The organism is Bacillus sp. J14TS2 (assembly GCF_018333015.1).
In the GTDB taxonomy this organism is placed as follows: domain Bacteria; phylum Bacillota; class Bacilli; order Bacillales; family Bacillaceae_C; genus Lederbergia.
Window position 1 is genome coordinate 1 of sequence record NZ_BORE01000025.1, and the last position, 15,846, is coordinate 15,846.

A 15,846-nucleotide genomic window follows, 5' to 3' on the forward strand; every position below is an offset into this window, starting at 1 on the left:
GATACACTGCCTCTAGCCGCTTTTTTATGTATCTACTTATAAATGATTTCAAAAAAGATGGATTTCGCATCAAAACTCGATGTGGAATCCATCTTTTTTTATTTTTGGCTAGTTATGTCCCAGCCTCGAACTTTAAAGCAGCTTAATCAACTAAAAAGGCAATTTTTCCGAACTGATTCGCTGATTCGATTCGCTTAAATCCTTGAGCAAACTGTTGCAGTGGATAGACTTGATCGATGACAGGTCTAATTTTATGTTTTTGGATAAATTGCAACATTTCGTTATATTCCTCAGCACTTCCCATTGTGGAACCTAATAGGTTAAATTGTCCATAGAAGAAATCACGGATATTTATTTGCACATCATCCCCTGCAGAGGCACCAAATGTTACGATCGTTCCTCCTGGACGTAGTTGTTTGAGTGACTTATTGAATGTCGCCGCACCAACACTTTCAATAACGAGGTCCACCTTTTCACCAGCAAGTGCTTGCTCCCAATCTTCCTGACTAGCGATTGCTTTGTCCGCCCCTAATTCTATCGCTTTCTCACGCTTTTCTTTTAAGCGTGATGTCACATATACTTCCGCTCCAACCGCTTTTGCAAATTGCAATAAAAACGTCGCCACGCCGCTTCCAATTCCTGGAACAAGAATTTTCATTTTTTGCCGTATCCGACCTCTAGTAAATAGCGCCCGATACGCTGTAAGGGCGGAAAGCGATAACACTCCTGCTTCTTCCCAAGTCAAATATACTGGTTTCTGTGCGACATTAACGGCTGGCACAATAATCTGTTCTGCAAACGTGCCATGGAAAGGAAACCCGACAATTTCAAAATTTTGTGGTGGTACCGCACTATTTTTCTCCCAGCCTAAACCGGGATTGATCATCACTTCGTCGCCAACCTTCACAGTTGAAACACCATCCCCAACAACATCCACAATTCCTGCGCCGTCTGAACCAATAATTAACGGAGGATCATTGGGCTGATGGCGATGAAGGACAAATAAATCACGATGATTAAGCCCAGCCGTTTTTAATTTTACTCTGACTTCTCCAGCCCCTGGCTTCTCCTCTTTCATTTCCTGATATGAAAGGCCTTCAAATCCCGGCTTTCCCTCATGCACAACTGCTTTCACGTATACTCACTCCATTTATACAAATATTTTTATTCCTATACCATCCATTCTTGTATCAGTGATTATAATCCTAACATCCTATTTAATTAGTGACGAATAATACGCCCAATGTATTAGGACCGCAATGAGATGAAATCGTGCATCCAGCCCGTGTCACTAGAATTTCTTTAAATTCCGCTACTTCTTTGATGGTCTCTTTTACCGTAGTAATATGTTCTGGAGAAATGCCAGAGTGAGTGATAAAAACCCGATCAAGCTTTATATCTGATCGCCCATTAAGTCTATCCATTGTGTAGCGTCTTAAGGTTTTTGCCATAGCTCCTCGATATTTTTTCCCTACATCCATGTTTCCGCTTGCAGGATTCACTTCAATACAAGGTTTTATATTTAGGAGATTAGCACTAAAAGCAGTAATAGCGGAGCATCTTCCTCCCTCATGTAAATAGGTAAGTTTATCAATTACAAAACTTGCCTCTACTTTCGACTTTAGATGATTCATCTCTTCAGATATTTCCACAGCAGTCCTCCCTTGAGCAATGCGATCAGCTGCTTCAATCACAAGCAGTCCCATTCCTGTGGAGAGATTGCCTGAATCAACGGGATAGATGCTTCCGAGCTCTTCTGCTGCAATACAAGCATTTTGATAGGATGAAGAAATGTCTGAACCCAAACTAATATGGATTACCTCATATCCTTGGTCTGTCCATTGTTTAAAATAATCGATATATTCCTGGGGATTAGGGGCTGATGTTTTTGGCAAGATACGTTCCCTTTCAAAGGTTTCATAAATATCGTCCGGGCTAATATTCACTCCATCCTCATATTGTTTGCCAGCTAAATTAATGTGAAGGGGTTGGCAATGAACGTCATATCGTTCTTTCAATCTATCATCCAAATCACAAGTACTATCTGCACTTAATATTATCTTCTTCAATATTTTCTACCTCACTTATCATGACAGCATAGTTTTGAAAAAAGAAGGGAGAGTTATCCCTTCTTTCTACTAATCAGTCTAGTTGTAGCAAAAGTAATGGCCAATGCGATTAAAGGAATGACAAGAGGTGAGAGTAAATCTACACTTCCAAACTCAACTTGAGAGTTAACAGGTGTCTGATCCCAAGATAGGTTGGGGGTGTACATAAATGTTAGTAACATACCTGATAATATTTGCAAGATGACCAGGAACAAACAGAAAATCCCTACAAACACTAACGATTTTTTCAAACTCATACCTCCTTTCACGACCATTCACCCCATTCATAAAGTCCTGCTGATTACTAATAAGTTTATCATATATCTGCTCTTAATAAAGCGATACCCCATCCACCACTAATTCAAATAGAATTGCCTACTTAATGAACATTACGCTTTTTAAAGGTTCCACCTTTAACTTCTGCAACATCATATACTGTAACAAAGGCATGTTTGTCAATTTCATAAATAATTTCTTTCATCTTACTATCTTCTAGCCGGTTGATAATACAAGTAATTTCTTTGAATTGCTCATTTGTATATCCACCCTCGACTACGTTATAGGTTGCGGATCGACCTAAACGATCTCGTATGGTTTCAACCATTAACTCAGGTTGGGTCGTGATTATTTTAAAGGTTTTAGACCCACTTAACCCTTCTTCAACAGTATGAATCACCTTAGAAGCAATAAAATAAGCAATCCCTGACATGAAAGCTCCCTTTAGACCAAAAACGGTAGAAACAATTATGAACACAAATAAATTCAAGAACAAGATCAAGTCACTGGTCCCAAATGGCAATTTTCGAGCAAGTAAGACAGCTAACATATCAATGCCATCCAATGCCCCACCATTTCTCAATGCTAACCCCATTCCAAAACCAATGATAATCCCACCAATTACCGTAACTAACAATGTATCCCCTTGAATAATTGTCGGTATATGGTGCATAAGACTAGTGCTAATAGCTAGGGAAGCAATGCCGATCACTGAATAAATTGCAAAGCTCCTACCAATTTGCTTATATCCTAAAAATATGAAGGGAAGATTTAGTATGGCAATAAGAAGCCCCAGTGGTAGTCCAATTAATTGTGAACCAACGATACTCAGACCTGTTACACCGCCGTCTGATACATTATTCGGAATTAAGATTGATTCTAGCCCATACGCTGTTATAAATGCGCCAATCATGACTGCTATTCCTCGCAATACTTTTTTGAGCCTAGTCGTTCCTTTTTTCTTCGCTATTGTATTCATTTCATTCCTCTTTTCAAATCGCTTAATTACATTTTTTTATTTTATTACCAAAAATAACAAAAACGCAAGTATAAAAACTTTGTTAATCTGAATGGTATTTATAGTTTTAGCTTAGAGAAAAGAATGTATTCTGAACAAGACCTTCCACTATTTTATAACTACTTTTGATACAATAGTGGAAAAGAAAGTCAGGGAATAGATTTCCTTTTTCTATACTCTATTTTTGATGGTCGACCCCCGAAATGAAGTTAATTCAAGAAAAAGAGGATGGCTGAACACGTCGCCAACCCTGTTTAGCTGGTTATTCAATTATATTTAGGAGCGGATTCAAATGGATTTAGGCACTCCAATTGCCACAGGCAATACAGCAAAAATCTATCTTTGTGAGAATAAAATTGTGAAAGTTTTTAAAGATTTTTTACCATCTACAGAAGCTTTATATGAAGCAAATAAGCAAAAATATGCTTATTCCTGTGGTCTTTCGGTTCCAAAAATAGTAGATGTCACCAAAATAAATGGTAAACAAGCTATCGTTATGGAATATGTGGAAGGTAAGACACTAGGTGAACGGCTATTTGAAAATGAGGATCGTGCTGAATATTTCATGAACCTCTCCGTTGATGTACAACAAAAAATCCATGCGACTATCACAGAGTCATTGGAACCTATGTCAGAAAAATTAATCCGCCAGATCAAAGCCTGTGATCTGTTGGATACATCTCATAAGTCCATGCTTATTAATAAATTAGCTACAATAAAATATGAGAGAAGACTTTGTCATGGAGATTTCCATTTATATAACTTAATTTACTTAAATGATGATGTAGTAATTATTGACTGGGTTGATTCCAGTGCTGGTGATATACGCGCTGACATCTGTCGGACGTATATCTTATACTCTCAAGCCTATCCAAGATTAGCTGAAATGTACCTGCATCTTTATTGTAGGAAAAGCGGGTTATCAAAAAATGAAATTTTCCAATGGGCCCCTATCATTGCAGGCGCAAGACTCTCAGAGAATGTGCCATCCGAAAATGCCAAACGTCTTTTAAAGATCGTATATCGCTACTGTCTCGTTTAATGTATATAGCTGAAACCTAGATGGCTATTGAATTTTTAATAAATCACTAATTTCCTTAAATGCTTTAGAGGTCTGAGCATGATTTAACCAATCAGAACTAACCATCTCTTCATTTGTTGTGAGTATTTCGACTATATCCATATCCTTGACAGCTGTATTTATAGGCATCCATGCTCCATTAACTCTTGCGGAAGACATTCTTTTTGCTAATTGAGGATTTAATGAAAAGGCAAAATCAATAATGGTAGAGCCTTCCGGTAATGAGATCACATCCATTTTAGGCGTATAAACTGTTATTTCTTTTTGAAAAAGTTCAAAAGAGATTAATCCTTCAAATTCAATCGGAGTAGTTGTGATTGCTTTTACTGTATCAATGGACTCGCCTAATAAATTTTTGCTTAAACCTCTGATCTCTTTCTTTGTTAAACTATTCTCTAACAAAGCAAATACGCCAGCATCACTTATGTTCCGGTCTTTCTCAGATTGAATAATAAAATTCACCTCGACATTATTGATATGCACTTTTGTATTTATTTGCCTTAAAAATGGTGATACCTCGATGGAGATATGATCGATCATTTGATGTATCAAGGGTTTATACAATTTATGAATGACTCCTAAAGCAGCATAACAGTCGATTGTTGAACTGGTCACCACCTTTATAAAAAACAAATTAGATAAATCATGTTCCTCTTGTAATAAGGAGTATGATTCATACAAAGGGACTTTCGTCCATTCGAGATCAACGATGAGTGCTCCTCCTTCTTTCTTTAGTTCTCTTGAGCAATTATTATATATCTTTACAAAAATGTTGGCGTAATTATTGATTAATGTTTGTGTGCTTTGACACATAGGTGGATCTAAATAACCAAAACCAATTTCCTCTAGCTCTTCTTGAAGTTTGTATAATCCCAATCTCTCAGCAAGGGGAGCGAAAAAGATTAAGGTTTCATTCGCATAAGGAACCTTCTTTTCAACCTTTTTTACAGCGAGTGTTCTCATATTATGCAATCGATCTGCAATTTTTACAGCTGCCACTCTGATGTCCTCTATAGAAGCAGAAAGCAATTTCTCTGTGTTGATTGCTTGATACTCCACCTTTTTAAACGTTCCTTTTTCTACCTTAGTCAAGCCATCTACGATGTTTGACACTTGTTTACCGAACTTTCGATCAATTTCAGGGATGGGTACAGGCGTATCTTCCACAACATCATGGAGTAAGGCTGAAATTAAAGTGATGATATCAGCATTATAGTCCAAAAGAATTTCACATACCGCGATCGGATGAGTGATATAAGGTTCACCCGTAGCCCTCTTTTGTCCATCATGTGCTTCTTCAGCAAAATCAAGTGCTACTTTTAAACGTTCCTTTTCTTCCTTTGAAAGATAATGACTCTTTTTCATTAATCCTTCTTTTACATCGTTCACCACGGTTTCCCCACCCTTTTTGAGTATTATAACACTCACGGAGAAATTTCCTATAACTATTTTTTATTTAATCGAAAGCCCTTACACTCAATTCACAAGGAATCATGGAAGAACGTTCAATATCTTTCCAGATGATAAGCAGGATACATTTATATTTAAGAATTATTTAATAAAGGATTTAGATTTTTATAAGATATTGTGTTTAATGTATAAGTTATAAGCATTTCAAATTGAAAAGAAAAGAGGTCAACTTACTATGTCAAATAGTAGTAATATAAAATTAAATTGGAAACTGATTGCTATCCTTTCTCTTATTGCACTTGTAAGACCGATAATGAGTATGACAGGAATATCCGATGCAATTGGGAAGCCTTTTGCAAGTTTAGGCGCGACTATTATTATTTCAATCGTTTGGATCATAACAATTATCATAAAGAGGGACCCCCACCCTATACAAACATTACTTTTTGTAGGAATTGGATACGGCATTTTCGCAATCATTCTTAGTAGTATCTTCTCACCGATTCTAACGGGACACTTACAAGGACCTTTAACTAATCCATTTGCGCTTGTCAGTGTTTTGGTAACAAATGCGATATGGGGCTTAATAGCGGGGGCAATTGCTATCGTCTTCTTAAAAACAGGGATGACAGACCGTTCAAATTGAACCAAGAATAGCAAAGACGAAAGAACCGAAGCTGATTCTTTCGTCTATTATTTTGGCACTACTTTCACATAACTAAAGGCTACGTTCTTGTATTTGCCGAATAACTTTATGCTTAAAATCTTCGAAAAGCTCACTCTTTGATTGCTGTTCTCCGTATTTTCTTACATTTAATGATTCTTCCTCTACTTCATTATCTCCTATCACGACCATGTACGGAATTTTTTGCATCTGCGCTTCTCTTATTTTATAACCTAGCTTTTCATGACGATCGTCGATTTTTACTTTCACGCCTAATTTTTTCAATTCCTTTTGAACTTTTAGGCAATAATCGAGATGAACTTGTGAAACAGGAATGATTTGCACCTGTACCGGAGCCAGCCATACCGGAAAAACCCCAGCAAAATGCTCAATCAAAATGCCAAAGAAGCGATCAATAGAACCAAAAATGGCACGATGTATGACAACAGGACGAACCTTTTCATTCTTCTCATTTATATAAGTAAGATCGAATTTTTCAGGCATTTGGAAATCCAGCTGAATAGTTCCACATTGATGACTACGTTTCAGTGCATCTCGAATATGAAAATCAATCTTTGGCCCATAAAATGCCCCATCCCCTTCATTTAATTGATAATCCACCTGAAGATGGTCGAGTACGTTACTCAATGCTTTTTCTGAAAAATCCCAAAGAGCATCGTCCCCCATTGAATCTTCTGGACGAGTCGAAAGTTCAACGGAATAGTCAAAGCCAAGTGTACGATATACTTGATCAATTAAATAAAAAACCTGCTTTATTTCGTTCTCAATTTGATCTTCCCGAACAAATATATGAGCATCATCTTGACAAAAAGTTCGAACTCTTAACAATCCATTCAATGCACCACTGTATTCATGGCGATGAACTTGCCCGAATTCTGCTAACCTAATGGGCAAATCTCGATAGGAGTATAAATTATTTTTGAAAATGAGCATATGTCCCGGACAATTCATCGGTTTTAAAGCAAAATTTACCTCGTCTACTTCAGAAAAATACATATTTTCATGATAATGATCCCAATGACCGGATTTTTCCCATAGCTGCTGATTCATCATAAAAGGTGTACGGACTTCTTCGTAATCTGCACTTCTTTGTACTTCTCTGGAGAATGTCTCTAATTCATTTCTGATAATTTGTCCTTTTGGTAGATAAAACGGCATTCCAGGAGCTTCCTCTGAAAACATAAACAATTCTAACTGCTTCCCCAATTTACGATGATCTCGTTGTTTCGCTTCTTCTAAAAAGCTCAAATGCTCTTGCAAATCTTTCTTGTTTTTAAAAGCAACGCCGTAGACTCTTTGCAGTACATCATTGTCACGATCCCCTCGCCAATAAGCCCCTGAAACTTTTGTTAATTGGACTGCTTTGATAAAACCTGTAGATGGTAAATGTGGCCCCCTGCATAAATCAATGAATTCTCCCTGTTTGTATAAAGTAATTTTTTCATTGTCGGGAAGGCCTTTTAATATTTCGATCTTATAAGGTTCATCTTTTTCTTCAAATATCCTTTTAGCTTCTTCGTAGGAAACTCCGATTCTTTGGATTGCAAGATTTTCCTTGATAATTTTCTCCATCTCTTTTTCAATGGCCTGTAAGTCATCTTCATTCAAGCTATGCTCGAGTCTCATATCATAGTAAAATCCATTTTCAATCACTGGGCCTATACTCAATTTCACATTGTCATATAATCTTTTGACTGCTTGCGCTAAAACATGTGCAGATGTATGACGTAATACATGTACTCCCTCTTCTGAGTCCAGTGTGATAATTGAAAGACTTGTGTCGTTGTTTAATTCATAGCTCAAATCAACAAGTTGGTGATCTATCTTCCCCACTACTGCTTTCTTTCTTAAACTCAAACTAATCGCTTCTGCAACATTCGCTACAGTTGTTCCTGCCGGAAATTCCTTTACCCTTCCATCTGGAAATTCGATGCTTACCATGCTTTTACTCATTGTTCTAACACTCCTTTATGATTTGTTAAATAAAAAAACACACTCTTCCCTGTAAAAGGGACGAATGTGCGATCCGTGGTTCCACCCAACTTCCCATAAGATCTACTATCGTCTTATGGCTCTGGTGCTGTAACATAGCATATACGGTATTGGATACTTTGGTTCCCCAATACGGCTCAAAGGTGGTAAGCTACTCAAATGCGTTAGGAAGATCTCAGCTTCTCTTCCCTCTCTGTAAACCGTTCTAAGTAACTCATATCCTTATCATTGTCAGTATCGATATTCTTTTTTAATATAAAAAAACACACTCTTCCCTGTAAAAGGGACGAATGTGCGATCCGTGATTCCACCCAATTTCCCATAAGATCGACTATCGACTTATGGCTCTGGTGCTGTAACGTCGCATATACGGTATTGGATACTTAGGTTCCCCAGTACGGCTCAAAGGTGGTAAGCTACTCGACTGCGTTAGGAAGTTTCAGCTTCTCTCCCCTCTCTGTAAACCGTTCTAAGTAACTCATATCCTTATCATTGTCAGTATCAATATTCTTTTTTTAGAGGATGTTCAAAAAGTCCGGTAAAAATGACACTCAAGATAAATGATCTTTGACCAAGTACCAATACGGACTGTGTCGAACGTCGAAGTCACCACAACACGCGCAAACTCGTTGGCTTGTTTCTACGCTCCCCGGAAGAGAAAAACACTTTTCCTTCGCGCAATGGGATGCTTACCTTGTGCTCATGTATGAAGAGCATCCATTCCGCTGCTCGAATACCAAGGGAAGGATCTTCCGTTAAAACCGCCCACGTCCTGTGGGCAACACGGAAGTCATTACATTCTGTACAAGTCCGCCTCGAACCTTCTACGTATAGGATATACTAGTGTCGGCGTTGCAGACAGGGCGTCAGCGCTCTTAGCCGACTTAGTCCTTTTTATCCTCCCTCTTGAACACGAATTTTAAATATAAAAAAACACACTCTTCCCAAAAAAGGGACGAATGTGTGATCCGTGGTTCCACCCAACTTCCCATAAGATCGGCTATCATCTTATGGCTCTGGTGCTGTAACGTCGCATATACGGTATTGGATACTTAAATTCCCCAATACGGCTCAAAGGTGGTAAGCTACTCGACTGCGTTAGGAAGTTTCAGCTTCTCTTCCCTCTCTGTAAACCGTTCTAAGTAACTCATATCCTTATCAAAGCTAATTTCATCATTGGATAAATGTTAATTTCTCCATATGTTACAATACCTTCATTCATTTTGCAATAGTCTGTATTCAGGGACCACTTTTTTTCCTACTTTTTTCATTCACTTAACAGTTTTTCGGTTTATGAATAACGAGTAAATCAGCACGATACTAAGCAACAAAGAAAAAGTGGAAAATACTAAAATAAATATAGAATTGGACAGATTAAATAGAAAACTGAAGAAAAAGAAGAAGGCTGTAATATATACATACCCCCATATAACCTTTTTTATTCTTGGATCTTGCTCCCGATCTTTCAACTGATATAATACTAAAACAATAACTAATACTAAATAACTCAATACACTTAAAATAAGCGTAAACAAGCCGTTCCCCATTAAGCTCCCCTCCTAAAAAATAATAAAGCTTCCTTTATGCCCCAGTGATTAGTAAGGATCAAAGACTAAATTCGCAACATCCTGTTGGCAGACTCAAACGCGACGTCCTGTCGCTTCGTCTGCACTAGTACGTCCTATACTTCGCTACGCCCATTGTGACCTACGTCTTGCAGGCCTGAACAAATCGGGCTTTTACTGACTGTTGATTCCCCAAGGTTTTTCCGCGCATTCTTGAAGTGGGGGGCCTTACAGCCAGTTAATGCGGGATAAACACATGCTTAGCTACGATAAGAGGCTATCGAGTTTTTCATATGCTGAACGAGCGCTAGGACCTCAGATTCCAATCCTTCCCACTTATCAACACACTCTCCACGATAGGCTTTTCTAGCTACGTCAAGTAAGGTCGCATGTTCTTTAGGCAATCGAGGTATTGCCCATTCTGCAGCTATATCTTTTGGAGAAATTTCACCAACATCCATAGTCAGCCACATTCGGGCTAAGGTTAAAATGACATTACGCTCATCACCCTTGATTCCCCCAATTAATTCTGGCAAAGACTCCTTAATCGCTCTACGAATATCTGTTATTGGAACAGGAGCAAGTACATATGAAGCCTCAGGACCAAAAAGGGAAACACTATTCTCTCTGACTTGCGCTAAAACAATCGTTAAATCAGGATCATAAGCCGGTTCCTGGATTTGTCCTTGTTCAAAGTCGTCTCTAAGCCATTCACCATAGATAAATTCATATTTAGGTGGATATTGCCATGGTACCACATCTCCCTGGTTGATCACTGTAAGTTCTAATGGTCTAACTGAATCTGTATTACCAATCCTTCCAGATATAAGCATTAGTCTATCTGTTAGTTTTTTTCGAGCTATGTCAGGCAAACGATGATTGACGATCACTAGGATATCTACATCACTGTTAATGCGCAATCCTCCCATTACTGCAGAACCAAATAAATAGACCGCGACTACCTCACTACCCAACAATTCCTCTACCATTTTTAATGCTTGAATCGCTTCTTTTGGTATTTTTTCGTTATTTAACTTGTTCACTACTTTAAACTCCTTTACTTTATTCTCTAATCAATGTTAGTAAAGAACTTCCTATCTTGAAATGGTCAATCAAAAAATCAGAAGAAGAAACAAAAACCTTCAGGCTGCCGACACTTACAATTCACTATATCTCACCGATCCTCTCAGCTGTTTTTATGGAAAGGAATAAACTTAGTGTCCCAATTAAACATAATATTGTTATGACAATCTCATAATTAAAATGGAAAATGGAGGAAAGATTTGGTATATTCATCGCGACTATTGCACAGATGATGGTTGAAACTGTTGCTCTTTTCCATATTGCAAAGAAAAAGAGAGGGATAAAACTAATGAGCACACTACTAAGTGATCCAGCAATCATACCGCTCAAGTAATTTACAATATTCGCTCCTGTTATCGAAAAATGAATAATCGGCCACACTTGGTTAAACAAATAAGTTGCCACACCTGTCAATAGAAAGGAGGCGATGTTCGTCACAAAGATGAAAAGTGCAATAAACAGTGCTTTTGCCAAAAATAGTTTTCTTCTGCTGATTGGGTATCCGAAGGAAAGTGTAATGGTTTTATTTTTATATTCATCTATGAAAACCTGACTGATTAGCGATGCTCCAAACAGAACTAATCCCCTTTGGATGGATTCGATCAATTGAAATAGAGAAGCAAAGTCCTGACCAAAATCAGCACTGATCATTTTTATAAAAAACACTGGTAAAAACATAAGAATAAACCAATAAATGACAACCTCTCCTAAAATGGATTTTTGCTTTAATTTCCCCCATTCCAGTTTTACTAGTTTACTCAATCGTGCCACCCCCATTAATTTGCTTATAAAAATAGTCTTCCAACGAATTCTTATGTTTTTGGATTTCTTCTATCTCTATCCCCTGTAAGACTAGCATCTTGGAAATAGCCTTTGGCGATTGTGCCCAATCATAGATTCGAATTTTATTATCTTGGATGATTTTCATATTGGAAATTTGTAGTTCACTTTCAAGTAAATAAACGGTTTTTTCGACATCTGTCGTTATAAGCTCAATATAATCGGTTTGTTGTTTTCGAATATCTGCTAAAGCGACCTCATTCAATAACTTACCATTGTTCACAACACCGATCCTGTCGACAACTTGTTCCATTTCACCTAAAATATGACTTGAAAGCAAAAAGGTAATCTCGTAATCTTTATTAAGCATAAGAATTAAATCACGAACATCCTTAATTCCAATAGGATCCAACCCATTGGTTGGTTCATCTAAAACAATGAGTTCAGGCTTCGTAATGATCGCTCTGGCAATGCCTAATCGCTGCTTCATTCCGAGTGAAAAACTCTTCACTTGCTTCTTTTCCATCCCCGTTAAATGAACCAAATCCAAAGCTTCCTTTATGGCTTTATGATCGTAAAATCCTAAATATTCACAATGCAGGTTTAGATTTTCACATGCTGTTAAATGCTCAAAAAATATTGGATATTCAATAATACTTCCGACCCGTTTTAAAACAGATTTTGACTTTTCTGTAAACGTGCTGCCAAATAATTCTATTTCTCCACTTGTGGGAATCATTAATCCAGTAAGCATTTTCATAATAGTTGTTTTTCCTACTCCATTTTGTCCAAGGAAACCATATATTTCTCCCTTTTTAATATGAAGATTGATATCAGAAACGAGTTCTCTACCATTAACTTTTTTTGTTAGCCCCCTCGTTCGAATGATGTCATGCATTTTTTTGCCTCCCTTGCTATCTACATTTATCATAAGGAACAGCTCTCTCATTTTTCTTTCTTATTCCTTACAAATTTCTTACATGCCTATTAATCGTTAAGGGAGGCCGAACTGGATATCTCCTCTTAATACATAATCCGTTTAAACACACAAGTAAAGACCGTCTTTTTATACGGTTTACTTTTTAACTGAATAGAACCCTTCATAGCCTCTGTCAATCGTTTTGTAATACTTAACCCAAGACCACTGCCTAAAAATTGTGGATTTCTCGCATCATCTAACGTATATAACCGATCAAATACTCGATCCTGATGTACCTCGGTTATTCCTTTTCCTTTGTCCCAAATATCGATTGCGATGTATTTTCTATCTTCTCGTAGTGTTAAACCAAACACCCCCCCATCACTCCCATACCGAATAGCGTTGGAGATTAAATTACTGAGTATGCGATTTAGCGCCTCTTCGTTCCCCAAAATATAATAACGTTCTTCAGGAATCTCAAGCTCCACCTGAAGGTCTTTTGCTTGCAACGATTCAAAAAATTCCAAAACATTTTTCCGACAAATTTCATTGATCGCTATTCTACTCAGAGGAATTGCATAATCATCCGCTTCTATTTTCACAAGATCAAAAAATTTATCCATTAAAGCTATTATACTTAGCGTTTTTTTATGAAGACGGACAATGATCTCACTCCGCTCTTTCTCAGTCATCTTATGATTTAGTTTTAATTTTTCTCCATAACCCAAAATAACGGTTAGCGGTGTTTTCATATCATGTGATATATTGGAGAGCATTTTTCGTAAACTCTCTTTTGATTTTGAATAATCTGCCCTTACTTTTTGGTTATAATCTAAAAGACGATTGATTTGAATCAGAAACAGTTGGATATTTTTTTCATCTGTTCGAATAAACACTTTCTCTGCTGACTCTCGACTCACAATATCAGCTAATGTTTCATTTATTTCATGAAGATTTTGATCCAATTTCCTTCGGGAAAGATATTGCCATCCATTAATAGTCACTGATATCACTACAACCATACTAAGAACAAGGACCATATACTATTCACCTAACTTATATCCGATTCCCCAAATCGTCTGAATATAATTTGGATTAGACGGATCGTCTTCAATTTTTTCCCGAAGTCTTCTGATATGTACATTAATCACATTTTCATTTCCATAATAGTCAGCTTCCCAAATAAAATGATAAATTTGTTCCTTTGTAAACACTCTACTTTGATTTTTCATAAAGAGCTTTAACGTATGGAACTCCTTTGATGTAAGCTGAACGGATTTATCCTTGATTTGTGCAGAAAAGGTATTAAGATCGAGCGACAGCTCCTTATATTGAAGGAGCGTAGTTTTTGGTTGAGTCTCTGTTGGAATATATTGCGTTGCCCTCCGAATAGCAGCATGTACCCTTGCGGTCAGTTCTATCATGGAAAAAGGCTTGCTTATATAATCGTCAGCTCCAAATCCGAGCCCTAATGCTTTATCAATGTCACTCCCTTTTGCTGAAATAATCAGAACAGGCATTAAGCTCGTTGTTCTTATCTGTTTTAAAAAGTCGATTCCGCTTAGTTTAGGAAGCATTAAATCGAGCAAGATTAAATCTATTTTATTCTTTCCAAGAAGAGCTAAAGCCTCTTCTCCGTCAAAGGCAGTCAATACTGTAAAATGTTCCTCTTCTAAATGACTGCTAACCAACTTACTTATCTCTAGGTCATCTTCTACAAGTAGAATATTCTGCAAGTTCTCACATCCGATCTTTACTTAATACCACTGGTCACTCTCGCATAATCCCCAAACAAAAGTACCAAAGAAAAAAACGAACTCCTAGGTGCATATCTACCTATTTCCTCCGCTAAGATAATGCATTGTTCTTCCTTGGAGCTTAATATGTCCCAGCCTCTTTCGAGATTCATATTATCAACATCTATATTTGTCCCTCCCCCATTAATCCTACTCCGTATAGGAAAAAAGAGAAGTTTTTGCCCCCATCACTCTTCCTGTGGCTCGATGCTTCTCCATAAGTAAAGAGTGGCATAGCTCAGATACGGTTCCCATTCTCGACTGTACTCCAACATTTCTTCTTTCGTTGGTTTATGCTCAAGAGTAAATAATTTTTTAATCGCATTTTGAATGCCGATATCAGCAATAGGAAAAAGGTTCGGTCTACCTAAAGCTGAAAGCAAAAAAGATTGAGCTGTCCATGGGCCAACACCGCGAATCTTCACCAATTCTTGCTTAATCTCTTCATCCGAAAGCTTGGCTAATTCTGATAAGTTGATTGTTTTGTTTGCCAGTTTCTGGGCCAAACCAATCACATATTCGGCTTTTCTCTGACTGAATTTTAAGGCTCTTAATTGTTCAGGTTCTAGTTGTGCGATCGTCTCGGGGGTTGGATAGAAAGGAACCCCATCAATTTGAAAACCAAATGTTTGCACAAATTCTGTTGTTAAGCGAATGGCAAATTTCATATGTATCTGTTGATGGATCATTGCTTTCACTAATGTTGTATAGGAAGCAAAGTCCAATGTAATCGGAGTTCCATGATGAACAATAAAAACGTCTTTTAAAGAGGTATTTAAAAAATGAGCATGGATATCCTTTAACGAAATATTCCATTGAAAGATCGTAAAAATTCTTTCTAACACTTTTTCTTTTGTTTTTTCTTGAAGTCCGCTTACGAGAAATACAGGTTGATCTGTTGTACCAATCGCTTGCACAGTAGCTACTTCAGGTTTCTCTCCATAAATCGGCACCCGGATCAATCTTTCCAGTCGATTCAATTGGTTCAAAGGATCAATTGCTAATCGGCTTAAAGCTAAATCAAAGTCGTAAGGACCAGTAATCTCAATTTTTTCTTTCCACATGTACAAAACCCCAACTAAAAATATTTTCTTTAGTATACCATATGTGAAAAGTCAATAAACCGCACCGTT

The 15,846-nt window shown here is 37.4% G+C and carries 15 protein-coding genes and 1 other annotated feature; of the genes, 2 read left to right on the plus strand and 13 right to left on the minus strand.

Annotated elements, in window-relative coordinates; all coding sequences use genetic code 11:
- Window positions 1-142 precede the first annotated feature (142 nt).
- From KI375_RS25035 to KI375_RS25050, 4 genes are all read right to left on the minus strand, one after another.
- On the minus strand, window positions 143-1,135 hold the full coding sequence (locus KI375_RS25035; RefSeq protein ID WP_212976104.1) for a zinc-binding dehydrogenase: 993 nt from the start codon (window positions 1,133-1,135) through the stop codon (window positions 143-145).
- A gap of 82 nt (window positions 1,136-1,217) precedes the next feature.
- Window positions 1,218-2,069: a DegV family protein gene (locus KI375_RS25040; RefSeq protein ID WP_212976105.1), complete on the minus strand. Its 852-nt coding sequence runs from the start codon at window positions 2,067-2,069 to the stop codon at window positions 1,218-1,220.
- A gap of 53 nt (window positions 2,070-2,122) precedes the next feature.
- Window positions 2,123-2,359 (minus strand): hypothetical protein, encoded by a 237-nt coding sequence (locus tag KI375_RS25045; protein ID WP_212976106.1) that lies wholly within the window; start codon window positions 2,357-2,359, stop codon window positions 2,123-2,125.
- A gap of 128 nt (window positions 2,360-2,487) precedes the next feature.
- Window positions 2,488-3,363 (minus strand): YitT family protein, encoded by an 876-nt coding sequence (locus KI375_RS25050; RefSeq protein ID WP_212976107.1) that lies wholly within the window; start codon window positions 3,361-3,363, stop codon window positions 2,488-2,490.
- Window positions 3,364-3,694: 331 nt separating this feature from the next.
- Between KI375_RS25050 and KI375_RS25055 the strand changes: the two genes are divergently transcribed.
- The gene (locus KI375_RS25055) at window positions 3,695-4,444 is read left to right on the plus strand and encodes a phosphotransferase family protein (protein WP_212976108.1); all 750 of its coding nucleotides are present in this window, start codon (window positions 3,695-3,697) and stop codon (window positions 4,442-4,444) included.
- 24 nt (window positions 4,445-4,468) lie between these two features.
- On the opposite strand, the gene KI375_RS25060 is transcribed toward KI375_RS25055, so the two are convergent.
- Window positions 4,469-5,911: an HD domain-containing protein gene (locus KI375_RS25060; protein WP_212976109.1), complete on the minus strand. Its 1,443-nt coding sequence runs from the start codon at window positions 5,909-5,911 to the stop codon at window positions 4,469-4,471.
- A 217-nt stretch (window positions 5,912-6,128) separates the two neighbouring features.
- Here KI375_RS25060 and KI375_RS25065 point away from each other — a divergent pair, with 217 nt between their 5' ends.
- Window positions 6,129-6,539, plus strand: coding sequence for a hypothetical protein (locus tag KI375_RS25065; protein ID WP_212976110.1), 411 nt, complete (start codon window positions 6,129-6,131; stop codon window positions 6,537-6,539).
- 72 nt (window positions 6,540-6,611) lie between these two features.
- Here the strand turns inward: KI375_RS25065 and thrS are convergent, their stop codons facing one another.
- From thrS to KI375_RS25105, 8 genes are all read right to left on the minus strand, one after another.
- Entirely contained in the window at window positions 6,612-8,531 is a 1,920-nt protein-coding gene (gene thrS / locus KI375_RS25070) for a threonine--tRNA ligase (RefSeq protein WP_212976111.1), read from the minus strand.
- Window positions 8,532-9,518: 987 nt separating this feature from the next.
- Window positions 9,519-9,741: a binding site (T-box leader), on the minus strand.
- 100 nt (window positions 9,742-9,841) lie between these two features.
- Window positions 9,842-10,117 carry a hypothetical protein gene (locus KI375_RS25075; protein ID WP_212976112.1) on the minus strand — a complete coding sequence of 92 codons (276 nt, stop codon included), beginning with the start codon at window positions 10,115-10,117 and terminating at the stop codon, window positions 9,842-9,844.
- A 278-nt stretch (window positions 10,118-10,395) separates the two neighbouring features.
- Window positions 10,396-11,178 (minus strand): aminoglycoside nucleotidyltransferase ANT(9), encoded by a 783-nt coding sequence (gene ant(9), locus KI375_RS25080; protein WP_212976113.1) that lies wholly within the window; start codon window positions 11,176-11,178, stop codon window positions 10,396-10,398.
- Window positions 11,179-11,302: 124 nt separating this feature from the next.
- Window positions 11,303-11,980: an ABC transporter permease gene (locus KI375_RS25085; RefSeq protein WP_212976114.1), complete on the minus strand. Its 678-nt coding sequence runs from the start codon at window positions 11,978-11,980 to the stop codon at window positions 11,303-11,305.
- The gene (locus KI375_RS25090; RefSeq protein WP_212976115.1) at window positions 11,973-12,896 is read right to left on the minus strand and encodes an ABC transporter ATP-binding protein; all 924 of its coding nucleotides are present in this window, start codon (window positions 12,894-12,896) and stop codon (window positions 11,973-11,975) included. Before KI375_RS25090 ends, KI375_RS25085 begins: the two co-directional genes overlap by 8 nt.
- Window positions 12,897-13,021: 125 nt before the next feature.
- The gene (locus KI375_RS25095; protein WP_212976116.1) at window positions 13,022-13,957 is read right to left on the minus strand and encodes a sensor histidine kinase; all 936 of its coding nucleotides are present in this window, start codon (window positions 13,955-13,957) and stop codon (window positions 13,022-13,024) included.
- Between the two features lie 3 nt (window positions 13,958-13,960).
- Window positions 13,961-14,653 (minus strand): response regulator transcription factor, encoded by a 693-nt coding sequence (locus KI375_RS25100; RefSeq protein WP_212976117.1) that lies wholly within the window; start codon window positions 14,651-14,653, stop codon window positions 13,961-13,963.
- 248 nt (window positions 14,654-14,901) lie between these two features.
- Entirely contained in the window at window positions 14,902-15,777 is an 876-nt protein-coding gene (locus tag KI375_RS25105) for a DNA-3-methyladenine glycosylase family protein (RefSeq protein ID WP_212976118.1), read from the minus strand.
- Window positions 15,778-15,846: the final 69 nt, after the last annotated feature.